Annotated in this window: 14 protein-coding genes and 2 pseudogenes; 5 read left to right on the forward strand and 11 right to left on the reverse strand. The window is 65.8% G+C overall.

The genetic code is table 11. The annotated features are described in order from the left end of the window. Positions 1–412: pseudogene (locus tag ACFOSH_RS42735) on the reverse strand (HNH endonuclease); the annotation flags it as partial. Between the two features lie 242 nt (positions 413–654). Here ACFOSH_RS42735 and ACFOSH_RS42740 point away from each other — a divergent pair. Then, positions 655–951 carry an antibiotic biosynthesis monooxygenase gene (locus ACFOSH_RS42740; RefSeq protein ID WP_378247307.1) on the forward strand — a complete coding sequence of 99 codons (297 nt, stop codon included), beginning with the start codon at positions 655–657 and terminating at the stop codon, positions 949–951. 82 nt (positions 952–1,033) lie between these two features. After that, positions 1,034–1,831, forward strand: coding sequence for a DUF1684 domain-containing protein (locus ACFOSH_RS42745; RefSeq protein WP_378247309.1), 798 nt, complete (start codon positions 1,034–1,036; stop codon positions 1,829–1,831). Here ACFOSH_RS42745 and ACFOSH_RS42750 read toward each other — a convergent pair. The 8 genes and pseudogenes from ACFOSH_RS42750 to ACFOSH_RS42785 all read right to left on the reverse strand — a co-directional run. Then, positions 1,813–2,808 carry a BtrH N-terminal domain-containing protein gene (locus ACFOSH_RS42750; RefSeq protein WP_378247311.1) on the reverse strand — a complete coding sequence of 332 codons (996 nt, stop codon included), beginning with the start codon at positions 2,806–2,808 and terminating at the stop codon, positions 1,813–1,815. The genes ACFOSH_RS42745 and ACFOSH_RS42750 overlap by 19 nt on opposite strands. Next, entirely contained in the window at positions 2,805–3,608 is an 804-nt protein-coding gene (locus ACFOSH_RS42755) for a MerR family transcriptional regulator (RefSeq protein WP_378247313.1), read from the reverse strand. The genes ACFOSH_RS42750 and ACFOSH_RS42755 overlap by 4 nt, the downstream gene beginning before the upstream one ends. Positions 3,609–3,654: 46 nt before the next feature. Beyond that, positions 3,655–6,561, reverse strand: a complete 2,907-nt coding sequence (locus ACFOSH_RS42760; protein WP_378247315.1) for a discoidin domain-containing protein — start codon at positions 6,559–6,561, stop codon at positions 3,655–3,657. Positions 6,562–6,719: 158 nt separating this feature from the next. Further along, a complete protein-coding gene (locus ACFOSH_RS42765) occupies positions 6,720–7,406 on the reverse strand; it encodes a hypothetical protein (protein WP_378247317.1) in 687 nt (228 codons plus the stop codon). A 36-nt stretch (positions 7,407–7,442) separates the two neighbouring features. After that, positions 7,443–8,168 (reverse strand): HEAT repeat domain-containing protein, encoded by a 726-nt coding sequence (locus ACFOSH_RS42770; RefSeq protein ID WP_378247319.1) that lies wholly within the window; start codon positions 8,166–8,168, stop codon positions 7,443–7,445. A 190-nt stretch (positions 8,169–8,358) separates the two neighbouring features. Further along, positions 8,359–8,853, reverse strand: a complete 495-nt coding sequence (locus ACFOSH_RS42775; protein WP_378247321.1) for an AMIN-like domain-containing (lipo)protein — start codon at positions 8,851–8,853, stop codon at positions 8,359–8,361. Positions 8,854–8,931: 78 nt separating this feature from the next. Further along, entirely contained in the window at positions 8,932–9,237 is a 306-nt protein-coding gene (locus tag ACFOSH_RS42780; RefSeq protein ID WP_378247323.1) for a DUF6734 family protein, read from the reverse strand. 95 nt (positions 9,238–9,332) lie between these two features. Continuing rightward, a pseudogene (locus ACFOSH_RS42785) lies at positions 9,333–9,956 on the reverse strand (DUF6734 family protein); the annotation flags it as partial. A gap of 288 nt (positions 9,957–10,244) precedes the next feature. Between ACFOSH_RS42785 and ACFOSH_RS42790 the strand changes: the two are divergent. After that, the gene (locus ACFOSH_RS42790; RefSeq protein ID WP_378247325.1) at positions 10,245–11,411 is read left to right on the forward strand and encodes a hypothetical protein; all 1,167 of its coding nucleotides are present in this window, start codon (positions 10,245–10,247) and stop codon (positions 11,409–11,411) included. 45 nt (positions 11,412–11,456) lie between these two features. On the opposite strand, the gene ACFOSH_RS42795 is transcribed toward ACFOSH_RS42790, so the two are convergent. After that, a complete protein-coding gene (locus ACFOSH_RS42795) occupies positions 11,457–12,590 on the reverse strand; it encodes a beta family protein (protein ID WP_378247327.1) in 1,134 nt (377 codons plus the stop codon). Positions 12,591–12,890: 300 nt separating this feature from the next. Next, on the reverse strand, positions 12,891–13,031 hold the full coding sequence (locus tag ACFOSH_RS42800) for a hypothetical protein (protein ID WP_378247329.1): 141 nt from the start codon (positions 13,029–13,031) through the stop codon (positions 12,891–12,893). Positions 13,032–13,249: 218 nt separating this feature from the next. Between ACFOSH_RS42800 and ACFOSH_RS42805 the strand changes: the two genes are divergently transcribed. After that, positions 13,250–13,528, forward strand: coding sequence for a type II toxin-antitoxin system Phd/YefM family antitoxin (locus ACFOSH_RS42805; protein WP_378247331.1), 279 nt, complete (start codon positions 13,250–13,252; stop codon positions 13,526–13,528). After that, complete coding sequence (locus tag ACFOSH_RS42810) at positions 13,521–13,925, forward strand: type II toxin-antitoxin system VapC family toxin (protein WP_378247333.1); 405 nt, start codon at positions 13,521–13,523, stop codon at positions 13,923–13,925. The genes ACFOSH_RS42805 and ACFOSH_RS42810 overlap by 8 nt, the downstream gene beginning before the upstream one ends. Positions 13,926–14,426 lie beyond the last annotated feature (501 nt).

Below are 14,426 nucleotides of genomic sequence, written 5' to 3' on the forward strand. Positions count from 1 at the left end.
ACTCCCGATCCTCCACGGACGTATCGGGCGGGATCTTCCCCAGGATCTCCAAGATCTGGGCGATGCGCTCAGCCCCGATCCCGCCTTCCGCGGCGAGAACACCCGTGGCGGGCGCGACCGCCGGAACCTCCGTGCCATCCACAGCACGGGTCGGATTCACCGCGATCGCCTGATTCACCACCGGCCGCGCCTCACCCCACGACAGCCCCGCCACCTCAGCAAACCACGACACAGTGGACCCGTATCCGAACAAGTCTTTGGCGCCCCGGGACTCGACCTCCGCCAGATACTGACCCAGCCCGGCCGAGGCGACCCGCACTATCTGCAGGAACTGCCGCACGCCATGGGCAAGCTCCAGTCTGCCAGCGCGCCACAGCTCCTGCGGCAGTTCGGGAAGGAAGGTCTCGGACACCTCTCCATAATACGCCACATCAGTCGAACATGTGTTCGTAATTTTAAGTGACAACAAAAAGGAGCATCGACACCTAAAGAGTGATTCGGTGAAATAAGGCGAACGCGGAGCGTGCTGGTCGAATCTGGCTGCGCATTTAGTCCCCTGAATGCGTACTGGGCGTTGCGTAGTGGTGAGCGGCCGTGATCCATCAGGGAGCCTGGTGAGCGCCCAAAGAGGACTGGTCGCTTAGCATCGGCGTCATGACGACAGTCGAACTGACCCGCTTCAAAGTCCCGGCCGACCGCGCGGGCGAACTGCTCCAAGCCCGCCCCACGATGCTCGCCGACTTCCGGGCGGACCGGGAGGGTTTCCTCGACGCCCAGCTGATCCGGGTCGACGACGAGACCTGGCTCGACGTCGTGTGGTGGCGGTCCTCCGAAGACTTCGCCGCGTCCCGGGAGAAGGGCGCGAACCTGCCCGGGATCAAGGCCTTCTTCGCACCCATCACCGAGCTGGTCTCCGCCGAGGAGGGCGTCACCGAGGACTACAACGCCTAGTCCACATACCGGGACACGAAATATCACCACCGGCACATCGTTGACCAGGGAGGACGAGCAAGGTCACGGAAGGGGATCGGCGATGAGCACAAGCCTGGACACGTTCACGCAGGATTGGCAGGGCTGGAAGACCCAGCGCGAGCGCGATCTCGCCGCCCCGCTCGGCTGGCTCGCGCTGGTCTCACTCGACTGGCTCGAGGACAAACCCCGCGCGTACGAGGGCCTGCCCGGCCTGTGGTGGCAGGACGCCGACGCGGCGTACCTCGACCCGCAGGGCGCGGATCTCTCTCACGACGGCGAGAGGGTGACCGGCGTCCGTCGCTTCGAGCTGGTCAACAGCGGTGCGACCACCAGGGTCGTCGCCGGGGACGTCGAGGCCGAGGTGGCGCGCCGCGGTGGGTATCTGATCCGCACGCACGACCCGAAAGCCCCGGTGCTGAACGCCTTCCGCGGCGTCCCGGCATACGAGCCAGACGCGGCTTGGGTGCTGGCCGGCACCTTCGAGGCTTTCGACGAGCCGCGGCCGACAACGGTCGGCGCGGTCGTCGAAGGGCTCAGCCACGTCTACGTCTCCCCGGGCATCGTGCGCTTCGAACACGACGGCGTGGAGCACACGCTCACCGCGTTCAACGGCAAGACGGACGGCCTGCTCATCCTGTTCACCGACGCCACGAGCGGCGTCACCACCTACGCGGCGAACCGGTCGCTCGCGGTGCCCCCGCCCGCCGAAGACGGGTCCGTCGTCCTCGATTTCACCCGCGCGACGAATCTGCCGTGCGCGTTCACCGATTTCGCCACCTGCCCGCTGCCGCCGGCGGGCAACGACCTGCCGTTCGCGGTGGAAGCGGGGGAGAAGCTGCCCTACGAACGCGCACACTGAACCGTCGAGAGCGCCGTCATCGCCTCCTGTTCGCGCTGAGCCAGCTCGGACAGGACGGCGGACGCGTCGGCCAGTGGCCGCGCGTCGCCGGTTTCCCCCGCCTGTGTGAACAACCGCGCGACTTCGGTCCACAGTGGAGTTATCTCGCGGTATTTCTCACTGGCCACAAGGAGACCGGCGTCGTCGACGAGCGTCGTGCATTCTTCGAGGAAGTCGCGGTAGATCCGGCGGAAGAGCGCGCCGCCGGTCCCCGCCCGTTCCATCAGGACGGCGGCCTGCGGGAGGTCACGGGCCGGATCGCTGCTGCGGTCCAGCCATTTCCGCACCTGGATGGCAGCTTTGCCGATCCCGCGATATCCGAGGTTGGCGATGGGCGGGTTGAGGAACTCCGCCGCGTTGGCCCGCACAGCCGTGCGGATGGCGTCGGCGAGCGGGACGGGAGGCGAATCCGCGCAGATGGTGAACGAGCGGTTCTTCGCCGTCATCGGTCCCTTTTCGGCACGAGCGCGTTCCAGGCTCACCAGTGACGTCGACACGGAACCACCCTGCTGCGCGGTGTCGACGAGGAACGCGCGCTCTTCGTCGTAGCCGTACAAGGCCGCGAAGTGCCCTCCGAAGTGGACTTTAGAGGTGAAGTACTCGAGGTGGAACGAGTCGAGTTGCAGGCCGACAGGGATACCGGCGTCGACCTGCTCGGCCACGTTCCGCCACGCCGTGCGCGGCGACGTCGTTTCCTTGACCCGCAAGGTGAGTCCGAGACGATCGGTCAGCTTCCGCGTGATCTCGGCGGGTTTCGAGCGTCCGCCGAGGAAGGGGAACGGCAGATTCTTCCCGTCCCAGTAGATGAAGCCCAGGCCTTCGCCGAGCCCGAACAGCATCGGCTCGGAAAGCTCGACCCCGGCGTGCCGCAGGAGGACGTCGAGAGTGCTGGTCTCGCAGTGCTCTCCGCCCTCGGTTTCGATGCCGTCGAGGATCACGCGGTCACCGGCCAGGCGATCTCGGTGCGGTAGGCCTCGGGCGCGACCGACGGGCCGGGTGCCACCAGGTACAACTCCTCGGCGGGCCCGGTCGGGACGCGGTCGCGTTCGGCGATCCAGCGGCCCAGCGATCGGTACGCGGTCTCGACGTCTTCGTAGCCACCCTCGTGGATCGTCGCCGCGAGCAGACCGCCGGCAAGCTCGGCGGGGCCGATCTCGCCGTCGTCGGCCACCGGCCCGTCCACAGGGACGAACAGTTCGACGGTCAGCTCGCCGGGATCGTCGGTGTGGTAACGGGTTCCGGGCGGCCCGGACGGCGTGACACCTTGCGCGTCGAGCGCCGCGAACAGGCGCGCGTACGCGGGACCGATCAGCTCGGCCAGGCCGCTCAGCGGGGTCTGGATCGTCAGACGGGCGATCGGCTGCGGCGTGCGCACGCGTTCGTAAACATGCAGCCACCGTGTCGGCTCCGCGAGCACGGAGTCGAGCCCGCCGCTGATCGCCGCGAGTTCCGCGGCCCGCGCCGCCACCCGGTCGTGATGTCGTTTGATCGCGGCCTTCACCTCGTCCGGCGTCCCCGCGTCGAGGATCTCGGCGATCTCCGCCAGCGGCACCTCCAGTTCCCGCAGCCGCCGGATCAGGCCCGCGCGGGCGAACTGCTCCAGCGAGTAGCGGCGGTACCCGGTGCCGGGGTCGATCCTGGCGGGCACCAGCAGCCCGAGCCGGTCGTAGTTCCGCAGCGCGCGGACCGACAGCCGGGTGGCGTGCGCGAACACGCCGATCGGCATCAAGGTCGTCATGGGACCAGCCTGAACCCTCTCCCGGGGAGAGGGTCAAGCCGGTACCTCACCCCAGTGACAGCCGATCGAGATCCGGGGCGGACGCGTGGTCGTTGGACAGCTCGATCGTGTTCGCCCCCGCCTTCAGCTCGACCGGCAAGGACGTCGTGAGCTGGGTGTTGTTGCCGGCACCGTCGACCTTCACCTCGACCGGAGTGCCGTCGTTGACCGTGACGAAGTACGAGCGCGGCCCGTTGACGGTGAAGTCGAGGTAGAGGGTGTAGCGCCTGGTCTCGGGCACTGTCACGGCGTCGAACCGTACGGCCGCGTCCGGGTCGCCGCCGATGTTGCGGACCTTCTGGCCGCCCGAGCACACCCCGCAGTTCGTGACGCCCGCGCTGCCGACGTCGTTCGCCGAGTCTTCGGCCTCCCGCATGAAGACCCGGTCCGCCGGTCGCGGGCTCACCCGGACCGGCTTGCTCACCGATTTCGCCCGGCCGATCAGGTCGAACGACGCGGTGACGGGGATGTCGGCCGCGGTCACGCCTTCGGGGGAGACCAGCGTCCACGAGGCTTCGAGCTCGTTCCCGACGCGCATGGACGCCGCCGTGGCCGGAGCGCCCTGCAAGCTCCAGCCCGCCGGGACGACCGGCGTCATGCTGACCTTGCCGATCGTGTCATCGGCGTCGAGCCGCAGCTTCGCGGTCACCTTCAAGGACTGCTTCCCCGGTGAAAGCCATTGGACGCCAACGGGTTCGACGGTCAGGGTCGTCTTCGGCGTGTAGGACGACGGCGGCAGGGGAGCGAGCGCGATCCGGTCCAGACCCGGCCCCGAAGTGGCGTCGCTGAACACCTTGATCGTGTTGGCGCCGGCGTTCAGTGCGACGGGGATCGCCGTCGACACCACGGTTCCCGGCGTGCCGGCGTCGATCGCGGTCTCGACGGGGGCACCGCCGTTGACACTCACCGCCACCGACGTCGCGGGCCCGCCCGTGGTGTCGAGTTGGAGCCGGTAGGTCCCGGCTTCCTCGACCGTCACCCCGGGATAGGTGACCGCGTTGCGCGGGCCGCCGCCGAGCCCCTTGACCTGAAACGATCCGGAGCAGGAGGAGCACCAGCCGAGGTGGGCGCGGCCGTCGTGGTCGTTGCGGAAGGCCTCGGCCTCCAGTGGGACCTGGGCACCGAAGACCGAACTCGGGTAGCCGGACGCGACCTTGACCTCGTCGATCGCCAATTGCCGGTAGAAGGGTTTCGCCTGCGGTCCCGACCAGGTGTTCAGCACCTCGAGCTTGACGAAGCGGGTCTGCCGTTCGCCGAAGTCGACGAACTGCACGCCGCGGGCGCTCGGCATCGCGCCGGTGCGGATCGGCTTGCCCCAGTTCCGGCCGTCGTCACTGACGTAGACGCGGTAGTCCTGGATCCGGGACGAGTCCTCGGGCCTGCCGAACGATTCGCGCGCGTGCGTCGGTGACATCTCGCGCTGGTTCACCGCGAGGTAGGCCGCCGTCCGCCGCCTGCCGAGGTCCAAGGTCAGTGAGACCGGCTCCTTGCCGTCCGCGTCCCAGTAGTTCTCGAAGTCGCCGTCGACGAGATTCGACGCCGGATGCCCCGCACGCGAGGACGAAGCGGTCGCCTTGATCGTGCGTGAGTCGAGGAAGTGCCGCTGCCCGGAGGTTTCCACCTTGAACACCGTGTCGTAGGTGTCCCAGTCCTTGATGTCCACAATGGTCAGGTATCCGGCGGACTGGCTGAAGCGCAGCGGTTTCCCGGTGCGGACGTCGGACACTCCGGTCACTTTGTATCCGTTGTCGCGGAGACGGAGCAGGTCGGTGCTCGGGCGGGTGACCACGTGGAGGTACTGCGTTCCCGCGCCGGGTTCGACGGTGATGACGCCGTGCGCGCCGTCGTTCCAGAAGCCGGGCTGCATCCCGCCGTACATGTACCCGCCGCCCTCTTTGCCCTGCAAGGAGGATTTGATCGGCGGTACCCAGCTCGCCATGAAGTTGTTGTACGCCTCCTGCTGCGGCGGGAACTTCCCGTTCACCATCGGGGTTTCGGCCATCAACGACTTCATCGACGAACCCGCGTTGGTGATGTAGCGGCCGGTGGACAGCCGGAAGTCGACGGCCTGATCGGTGCCGTCGTACCACCAGCCGCCGTTGGTCGGCAGCTTGTAGTCGGCCTCGGTGAGCCGCGGCATCGGGGTGAACGCGGCCTGCGGATAGTCGTACGGCGGGGTGATGCCGGTCTTCTGCTCGTTGCTGACGGTGTCCATGATCGGCGTGTCCTCGTTGTTGTTGCTCAGCAACCAGGACGGGCGCTTCTCGCGGATCTGTTCGTAGAGCTTGTTCTTCTCCCAGTACTCGTTGTCGTTGTCGATCCAGAACCCGGCGAGGTCCGAGTAGCGGTCCATGACCTCGTGGAAGAGGTCGTAGCTGTACTCGCCGAAGCCGGGGCGGGTGGTCAGGTCGACCTGCTTGCCCTTGTAGGCGGAGTACGCGGCGGAATCCAGCGATTCGACGCCGGTTTCCTTGTGCCATTGGGGGTCGTCGGTCATGTAGAGGATCGTCCGGACGCCCTTGGCGTTGCCGGCCTTGACGAGTTCGCCGAGGAGGTCGCGTTGAGTGGCGCAGCTGCCGGGGATCGCGGACGGCCACGGCCGCGCGTAGCCCAGCCTGCTGTGGAAGGTGGCGAGCACGATGTAGGAGGCGCCGAGCTTGCGGGCCTCGTCCACCCAGTAGCCGGCGCTCCAGCCGCCGTCGGTGACGGCGCGTTCCCAGGCGGCACAGTCGGTCTGGCGTGGCGCGGTGAACATGCCCCAGTGGAGGAAGAGCCCCGCGGTGGACTCGCGCAGCCACTTCTGGCGGGGATGGTGCACCTCCGCGCTCGCCGACGGCGTGGTGAGCAGTCCCGCCAGCAGGGCGAGGACCAGGGCGAGCCAGGCGGTGCGGTGCGCTCGAACTCTCATGACCATCCGCTCTCGATCCAGGGCGTGGTTGCCGAGAGATCCGATGATTGCGGCTGGTATCTGCTGGGTCAAGCCCCGTTGAGCGGGACATGGCTTTAGTCATCGGAGGTATCGCGAGACGAAGCCCCCTCGCCTGCAGTGCGAGGGGGCTTGCCGGTCGTGACTCAGATGTTGAAGCCGGGGTGGGTCGCGAAGGCGTTGTCGATCACGAGGTTCCCGCGCTGGCGGGCTCGTTCACGCAGCGCCGTCGTCGTCCGGGCGCCCTGGGCGTAGAACCACCACAGGTAGAGCGCGCCGTACATCCAGGCACCCTCGTAGCCCCACGTGGAATCGGCGCCGCTCTTGCCGGCCCCGTAGATCGAACCCGCCGGGAAGTTCGCGTTGTGCGGCTTCCCGCCCTGATGCCGTGATTCGTGGATCAACGTCTCGGCGCGGCTGGGAACGTCGCTGGAGTACCAGAAACCCAGGTACAACTCGATCCGGTCGTCGGTGAACGGACCTTTGAACGACGTGGCGATGGCGGTGCCGTCGCCGCAAAGCGAGCGGAGGTCGTCGCAGTTGTCGCGGACGTAGCGGCGCGCCCAGTTCAGCATCGCCCCGGAATAGGCGTCGTTCTGGTAGTCCTGCGCCGAATAGGTCAGCAGGTAGCACGCGTTGAACGTCCGGGCCAGCGGCTTGTCGGTGTTGCACGCGTCTTCCCAGCCGAAACCGTCGTCCCAGTAGTCCTTGTTGCCCGCGAATCCGTAGGTGTTCCAGAAGTAGTCGATGTAGGTCTGATTGCAGATCGAGGCGCCGTAGAAATTGTCCCCGGTCACGTTCTTGTCAGGCACGGTGTAGCTGCAAGTGGCCATCGGAGATCCCCTGTCTGTGGAAGGAATTCGTTCGGTTCAGGAGCGCGGGGGTTCGGGCGGCGGCACGTCGTCGGTCCGCGTTTCCTTCAGGTACCGGCCGCCGACGGCCTGCGGGACACCGCGGACGTCGACCCGCCGGATGTTCAGCAGGCGCTCGTCCTCGGTACCGCTGAGTTCCTCGCGCACCCGGGCGGTGAGCTCGGTGTCACCGGCCTCGGCGATAGCCTGGACCGCCGCGCGCCGCACCGTGAACACCTCGTGCCGGACCTGCCGCAGCAGCAGTTCCTTGGCCGCGCTGTCCCCGGCGGATGCCAGGCGTGCCAACGCTTCCACGGCGGTGGTGCGGATGATGACCTCTTCGCCGACGGTGCTGATCCCGTGTGCCGGGTCGTCGGAACGCTCCGGAGGGATCGGCCGGCGCAGCACGTTTTCGAGCGCCGGAACGGCGGCCGCGTGCCGCAGGTCGGTGAGCAACTGGACCAGGCCCCAGCGCTCCAGGTACTGGTCCTCGGACAGGGCGTCGTACTGCGCGCCGAGCGCGCGGACGACGTCGTCCGCGCGCTCGCGGAGTCTGTCGAGGCTTCGCTGGTAATTGCGTTCGGCGTCCTCGCCGGACGCGGCCATGGTTTCGGCGGCCTGGGTCACCAGTTCGCCGATTTCGCTGTTCGAGAAGCTTCCCAGACCCGAACTTCCGGGGCCCGCTTCGAGGTTGTCGCCACCCGGGCCCAAGGACGGGGTGTCGGGATTGCGTGGGGTCGGCATGAGGTTCTCCTTCGCAGCGGCGGTGATGCTGACGGAAGGAAAGAACGCGATACCGGGCGGGAGATACCTGGAGTTCCGAAAATTCGCCCCTTGGGGCAGATCGTGATTTTCGGCGCGGGAATCCGAAAAGGATTTCGCTCACCGGAAACAGTGTGGTGGACGAAAAGCCTTCACGGATTCCCGCTCGTGATCAATGGCGGACGTCGATGACGACGCGGTTCGGCGAGGTCAGCGTGAACACGGTGACCGGAGTCCTGGACCGGACGCCGAGACCGATGGACAGCGTGCCTTCGTAGTCGCCGGTGACCGCGACCGCCATGACGTTGCTCAGATTCCGGGTCCGGAACTTCTGCGGCCCCGGATAGGTCGGATTACCGGCGTCGTCGTGCGCGGCCGCCGGAGTCGCGGCGACCGCGATGAAGTACTCCCCGGTCAGCCACACGATCTCGCCCGAGCCGTCGGCGATCAACTCGTCGACGAGCTGGTATCGGACGGCGGGGGCGGGCCCCGCGGTCAGGTCGAGCACGACCCGGTCGAATCCGGGGTTCTGGCCGGTGCGGATCCCCGTCATCGCAGGGATCACCTGGGCCGCGGCGGAAGCCGGCGCGACAGCGGCGATGGCGCCGGTGAGCATGAGGGCGGTGGCGGCGAGCGCCCCGAGCGCGCGCCGGAGAGTGGTGGTCATGACGAGGACCTCCTGCGGGAGAGTTGGTTCCGGGAAGACGCCCGGGACGAGGAGGAGGTTGTATTCTTCGCGCTATCGTTACTGATCGCCGAACAGACGTCGAGCGATCTCGAAATCGGCGGGGAAATGGTTTCTCACTCGCTGCGCGAGCAAACGCATGTAGTGGAGATCGCTTTTCGCGGACGCGATAAGGTGCGTGAATCGCTGGGCGACCGCGACGTCTTCCTTGAAGGTGTCGTGCTGAGAGCCGAAGACGCACTGCACGTCCGTGGCGCGGTCGCCCCAGCACAGCGCGCCGAGCAGATACTGTTCGACGACGAGGTTGTAGTCCTCGAGCGGCGCGATCCGTTGCCAGGCCGCCTGATTTTCGGCCGATTCCACCATTCGGATGCCGAGATCGGCGTAGCGGGGAGAAGCGGAACCGCCGTGCCGCCGATGATTCCGGTGCACAGCGCGGTTTCTCCGGTGTATTCGCTGAATTCCTCGGGCAGGAACCCGCCGGTGCTCCGGATGGCCGCGGCGACGGCGGACGGACGGTAGTAGCCGGAATCGGACACCGGTGCGTGCTCCGGGTTCTGTGCGACGATCTCCCCGTCGAGCCCTGCCGCCGGGAAGCCGGGCCAGAGGAACACGTCGTTGTCGATGTGCAGGAAGGGTTCGCTCTGCTCGCGGTACGCGTGCAGCTTCCCGAGTGCCCACCATGACGGGTCTTGGCCGGTGAGGTCGTTCAACTTCAGCGATATGTCGCTGAAAGGCAGACGAAGTCGGTCGACGAGCAGTTCGTGGCCCCAGTCGTCGGTCACCAGCGCCGTGGTGGGGAAGAGGCGGGACGCGAGGCGGAACGACAGGATCCAGGAAAGCGCGTGGAAGAAGTCGCTCGGCCAGTGTCTTCCGTGCTGCAGGCGGTACGGCGTGCTCCAGAAGGACCAGACCGCGCGGCGGATCGGCCGTGCGCTCCTGTCACCTGGCTGGACCACGCGGACGTGAGGGGGATGCCAAGTCGGCTCGATGATCTCGCCGTACCCGCTGTGGGTGGGGTCTTCGGGCGCGAGCAGACGGCCGCCGATGGCGACGGCGGTGGGGCCATATCCGTAGTACGGCATCGCGGTGGTGTTCGGGCCGAGGAGCGGGAACGTTACGGCGGATTCCTTTCAGGTAGGGCGATTGCCTTGCCAGGGGAGCCTTGATCCGTTTCGAGTGGCTCTTGCCGAATCGTTCGTGCGTGGTGTACTAGTACACCTTAGGCGTGACGACCGGCGAAAGCCATCACCCGGTTCTGATCTTTCACGGTCAGGAGGAGTTTCATACCGTCAAGGGCGGCTCTCTGTTAGCCGCCGTAGTTTTGTCGGGTCGCGAATTGTCGATCATCGCCACGAATCGTGGAGGGCGTCATGACAGTCCAGATGGAGGCGGAGCGTCTTGGCGGCGCGCTTTGCCGGCTCGCAGTGCGCAAGGACAGCGGACCACTCAGGTTCACGCGCTACGCGATGGAAGGCCCGGCAAGCGAATCGGCTGCCTTGCTCGCTTGCCTTGTCCGCCCGACGGCACCGATGGCCACGGTGTCTCCAGAAGCGCCGGCGCTCGCTGTCTGGGGGTTGATCCTCGATGGGATCGAAAAGACCGGCTCGACTGGCGAATCCAGGCGCCGCAACACTCTGCGTGCCGCTTTCCGGCTGAGGAAGAGGGAAGGGAGAACGACCCTGGCCGACCGTTTCGGCCGGTCGGGCAACCTGCCCAGTGCGTTTGCGGATCCGCCGTCGACCACTACGACGCCGACTCACAACGCTTGGCGGCGGGCATCGCATGACGAATTGTCCCTGCGTTTGGCAAGGAAGCTGACAATGCTCGCGTGTGATGACAAAGCTTGGCGACCATATGTGGAGATCGCTCGCGCGTCGTCCTCTGAGCCTCGAGCGTCCGGCCGTCGGATGCCCTCGGACGGGACGCAGCCGGTGTTCCTGGAACGCCTGCTGGTGGCCGTGGAAATGCGGCGCAGAGTGGCATATCGCAGGCTGACGGTGCGAAACGTCATCGCTCGCGAGAACGGCGTCGACGGCTACATGGCGCGGGCTCTGACCGGATGGACCGGCGATCTGGCGTCCGTTCCTGTCAAGGCGATATTCGGTTGCCGTGTCGATACTTCGCCGGGTGTGAAACAGGGGGATTCGTTGATCGTGGACCTGCGTTTCCCTAAAACGCTGCGAAAAGGAGAGCGCCACGAGTTCATTTCCCTCGCGTGCGAAGACGATCTCGACGAGGAGCGGCATTGGATCAACGTCGACGTCGACCATCACGGGATCGCGCCGAGCGTGGTCGATGACGAGGGCAAGGTGACCGGAGGTCTGAGTGTCAGCATCGCCTTCGACGACTGTGTCCCGGAAGCCTGCTGGTGGTACGCGGAACAGACCGAGCACGAGCGTATGGTCCGACCTCCCGCGGGCGATCGGCACCTGCTCGAGATACGGCGAGGGGTCGTCGAGCACACCTTCCTGGAGTCCTGTCGTCCAGGTGAGCAGTACGGCATCGCTTTTCGCTGGCCGAAGCGAAGCCACACTTGACTTCGACGCGGGATAGAGGGCAGGCGGCTCATCCGAAGCGCCAAGTCAGAGGTCGGCGGGTGTTCTCCGTGCCACATGTTCGATGTGGTGAGAGGTAGCCATGGCGACCCAGCGAGAGACCGATCCTGCGGTCTGCCCGCCGGTACGCCGGCATCGTGTCAACTCATGGTCACCCCATGAATAGGCCGGTCCGGCGAAGTCGACTCTTTTGACCAGCTCCTCGACCAGATCTGCGAACAACTCGGCGGGAACGTCGTCTTTCTCGGCTTTACGGCGCAGTACTACGGTTTTTCGTGGCACTGTGTAACAGAGATACGGGTTGGGGGTTCTGGCATTGCCGTCGGACTTCGGCGGCTTTGGGTGCGTCACGCCATAGTCGCCGTAGTTGACGCTGTCCGCGCGGGTGTGGCGCACTTCGTTCCAGAAGGTGACTTCCGGACGGTCACGTGCGGTCGTCGCGTAGGTGGTTCGTAGAGCTGGGATCGATCCGGCCAGAAGTGTGGTTGCTTCAGGGCCGAGCAGGTCTGACACCGCTGAGGCGGTTTCGGCCGCCCCAGCGGTGTCGCCTGGACGAACGATCTCGACGAATCCGGCGTCGAGGATTGCGTGTACGTGCCCCTGCCGTGTTCCGGTCGACCTCATGATCGAGCCGATCTGCCTGAGGAGTTCGTGTGGCGGCCTGCCCAGGTGGGGGAGCCGGATGACGATGTCGCGCTCCTTGTGTTCGAGCAGGAGCCGCACTCTGCGCAGCTCATCCTCCGTGGCGTCGACCGAGACGACGGGAACCAGGTAAGCGACGTCAGGTGCGAACAGTCCGTGCTCCCTCGCAGCCGCGGATTCGATGGCGTTGTCGAGGAACTCGAATACTCCACCCGGCTGCCGTGCGAGCGGACTGTCGCCTGCCAGCCAAGCGGTGTCGAGCCACAAGGCGCGGTCGTCTCTCGCTGCCCGTACCGCGGCTCGGACGAGCGCGGAAAAGACCCTGCCTGCCGGATTCACGGAGTCGAGCAACTCGACCATTACACGCACTCGAGCGTCTTGGGGTGAGCGCAGGTTGCTTAGCGCGTTCAACTCGCCGAGTTTTGCTTTGACCGCGACCAGTGGATGAACAGAGTGCATCCGCCTTCCTCCCCGTGGACGGCGATGTTGCTCGAACTTCTCAGTATCGAGCAACATCATGCTTGAGGCTGTCCTCTGGACAGGTGGCACTGTGCATCCTGTGAGTGACCTCAGGTGTTACTCCGGGTATCGCCGTCCAAACCACCTGTCGTAACACCGGATCGCCGAGATCCGACTGACTTTCGAGTTCAGGCGTGGCGGACAAGGGGCGGTAAACAGATGGAATGCGCACGATGCGGTCTTATGGTCGGCCTTGGGTGTGCCTGCGAGACCAACCGCCGCTCTCGTTCAAGAGCGGCCAAAACGGCGAGTCCACGGCGTAGTGCGCGGTCTGACATGTCTGTCCGGACGTTCCGGGAGTTACGTTCTTTGTTCGAGGGTGGCAGAGTCGCCTGGAGTGACCTCAGCGCAGCTGAACGTGCCGCGCTGACAGCGGAACAGCGTCGTCGACTGCTGGACCTCGAAAACGACGTTCTCCATCGCGGTGATCGCGACGTTCACGGTTCTACCTCGGTGGTCACGCGGTCGGGCGGTTTGCCGACCCTGGGTCGACGCCACTGAGAACTCACCCGGCGTCGAGTCGTCCCGCGTCGCGGGCAGGACCAGGTCTCGTCTGGCAACTCGCCGAAGATCCGCCGCCGGGAACCGTGTATCGCGTCAAAGGTCAACAAGTGTAGCCAGGTGTAGCCCGCTGAGCTACACCTGGCTACACTTGTCTCATGAAGGTGATCACCCAGCGCGAGTTTCGCAACAACTCCGCTGCCGTCATGGATGCCGTCGAGGCCGGCGAGATCTACCACGTCACTCGCAACGGCGTCGAGGTGGCCGAGCTGCGGCCAATACCGCGTCGGCGGCGGCTGACCGCCGAAGAACTGGTCCAGCGGCATCGCGGGTTGCCCAAGGTCGAGGCTGCCCAGATGCGACAGGAAGCTGACGACTTCTTCGGTACCGAAGACCGTGTTGATGCTGGCGATGTGTGGGAGCAGCGACGTGGCTGAACGTCACGAGACGGGTGTGCTCGACACCTGCACTTACATCGACCTTGGCCTACTCGACCCTGCCGCACTGCCGAAGATCCCGGAACTCACCGCTGTCACCATGGCTGAGCTCCACCAAGGAGTGGCGATGGCGAAGGATGCCGCGGTCCGCGCGGCGCGAACTGAGAAGCTCGGTGCCGCGATCGTCGATTTCACCCCGCTTCCGTTCGACGGCGATGCCGCCGCCCGGTACGGAACGCTGGTTGCGCTGGTCCTCGCAGCGAACCGGGATCTTAAGCCCCGGCGAATGGATCTGATGATCGCCGCCGTCGCATCTTCGCGTGGACTGCCGGTCTACACTCGCAATGAAGACGATTTTAAGGGCCTGGGCAACATGGTCGAAGTCATCGGCGTCTGAGCGACTGACGTTAGGCAGTGTCCGCCAGTGTTTCATGCCAGGCGAACCCAGTTGGGTACGCGCCGAGTGGTGCCGATGGTGACCTTGTTGGACGTGCCCAACAGCTTTACGTTGTAGGCGTTGCCGCTGTGCAACACGGAGAACTTCTCCTTGGGGCCAGTGCGCCGAGATCGAGCCGGGTGCCTTTCCGCTGCAAGCTCAACCGGCGAAGTGTGAGCAACTCGGCGAGCGAACTGAGATCGTCGACATGTTCGTAATCCAGCGGTAGCAGGGATTCCAGGTGGATGAGTTCGGCGAGTAGCTTCAGATCATCGATCCTGAGCCCTTGCAGGCGCCAGCTCTGCGGCCCCATGCGGCCCATCAGTCGGCACCCTGGTTCATTGCCACGCTCATGACGATCAACAAGATGAACGCGAGCACTGCCACCCCGCCGAGGTAGCGCGCATCGATCTTTCCGAACTTCATGCCGCGAAGTATCGCGCATCCCTTGCGTTCAAGGAG

It is taken from the genome of Amycolatopsis speibonae (assembly GCF_042647925.1).
GTDB classification, from domain to species: Bacteria; Actinomycetota; Actinomycetes; order Mycobacteriales; family Pseudonocardiaceae; genus Amycolatopsis; species Amycolatopsis speibonae.

Bases quoted from the DNA above. Each gene is read 5' to 3' on its own strand.
- ACFOSH_RS42760 (WP_378247315.1), bottom strand. From the start codon at position 6,561: ATGGTCATGAGAGTTCGAGCGCACCGCACCGCCTGGCTCGCCCTGGTC.
- ACFOSH_RS42805 (WP_378247331.1), top strand. From the start codon at position 13,250: ATGAAGGTGATCACCCAGCGCGAGTTTCGCAACAACTCCGCTGCCGTC.
- ACFOSH_RS42745 (WP_378247309.1), top strand. From the start codon at position 1,034: ATGAGCACAAGCCTGGACACGTTCACGCAGGATTGGCAGGGCTGGAAG.
- ACFOSH_RS42795 (WP_378247327.1), bottom strand. From the start codon at position 12,590: ATGATGTTGCTCGATACTGAGAAGTTCGAGCAACATCGCCGTCCACGG.
- ACFOSH_RS42765 (WP_378247317.1), bottom strand. From the start codon at position 7,406: ATGGCCACTTGCAGCTACACCGTGCCTGACAAGAACGTGACCGGGGAC.
- ACFOSH_RS42755 (WP_378247313.1), bottom strand. From the start codon at position 3,608: ATGACGACCTTGATGCCGATCGGCGTGTTCGCGCACGCCACCCGGCTG.
- ACFOSH_RS42790 (WP_378247325.1), top strand. From the start codon at position 10,245: ATGACAGTCCAGATGGAGGCGGAGCGTCTTGGCGGCGCGCTTTGCCGG.
- ACFOSH_RS42740 (WP_378247307.1), top strand. From the start codon at position 655: ATGACGACAGTCGAACTGACCCGCTTCAAAGTCCCGGCCGACCGCGCG.
- ACFOSH_RS42775 (WP_378247321.1), bottom strand. From the start codon at position 8,853: ATGACCACCACTCTCCGGCGCGCGCTCGGGGCGCTCGCCGCCACCGCC.
- ACFOSH_RS42770 (WP_378247319.1), bottom strand. From the start codon at position 8,168: ATGCCGACCCCACGCAATCCCGACACCCCGTCCTTGGGCCCGGGTGGC.
- ACFOSH_RS42780 (WP_378247323.1), bottom strand. From the start codon at position 9,237: ATGGTGGAATCGGCCGAAAATCAGGCGGCCTGGCAACGGATCGCGCCG.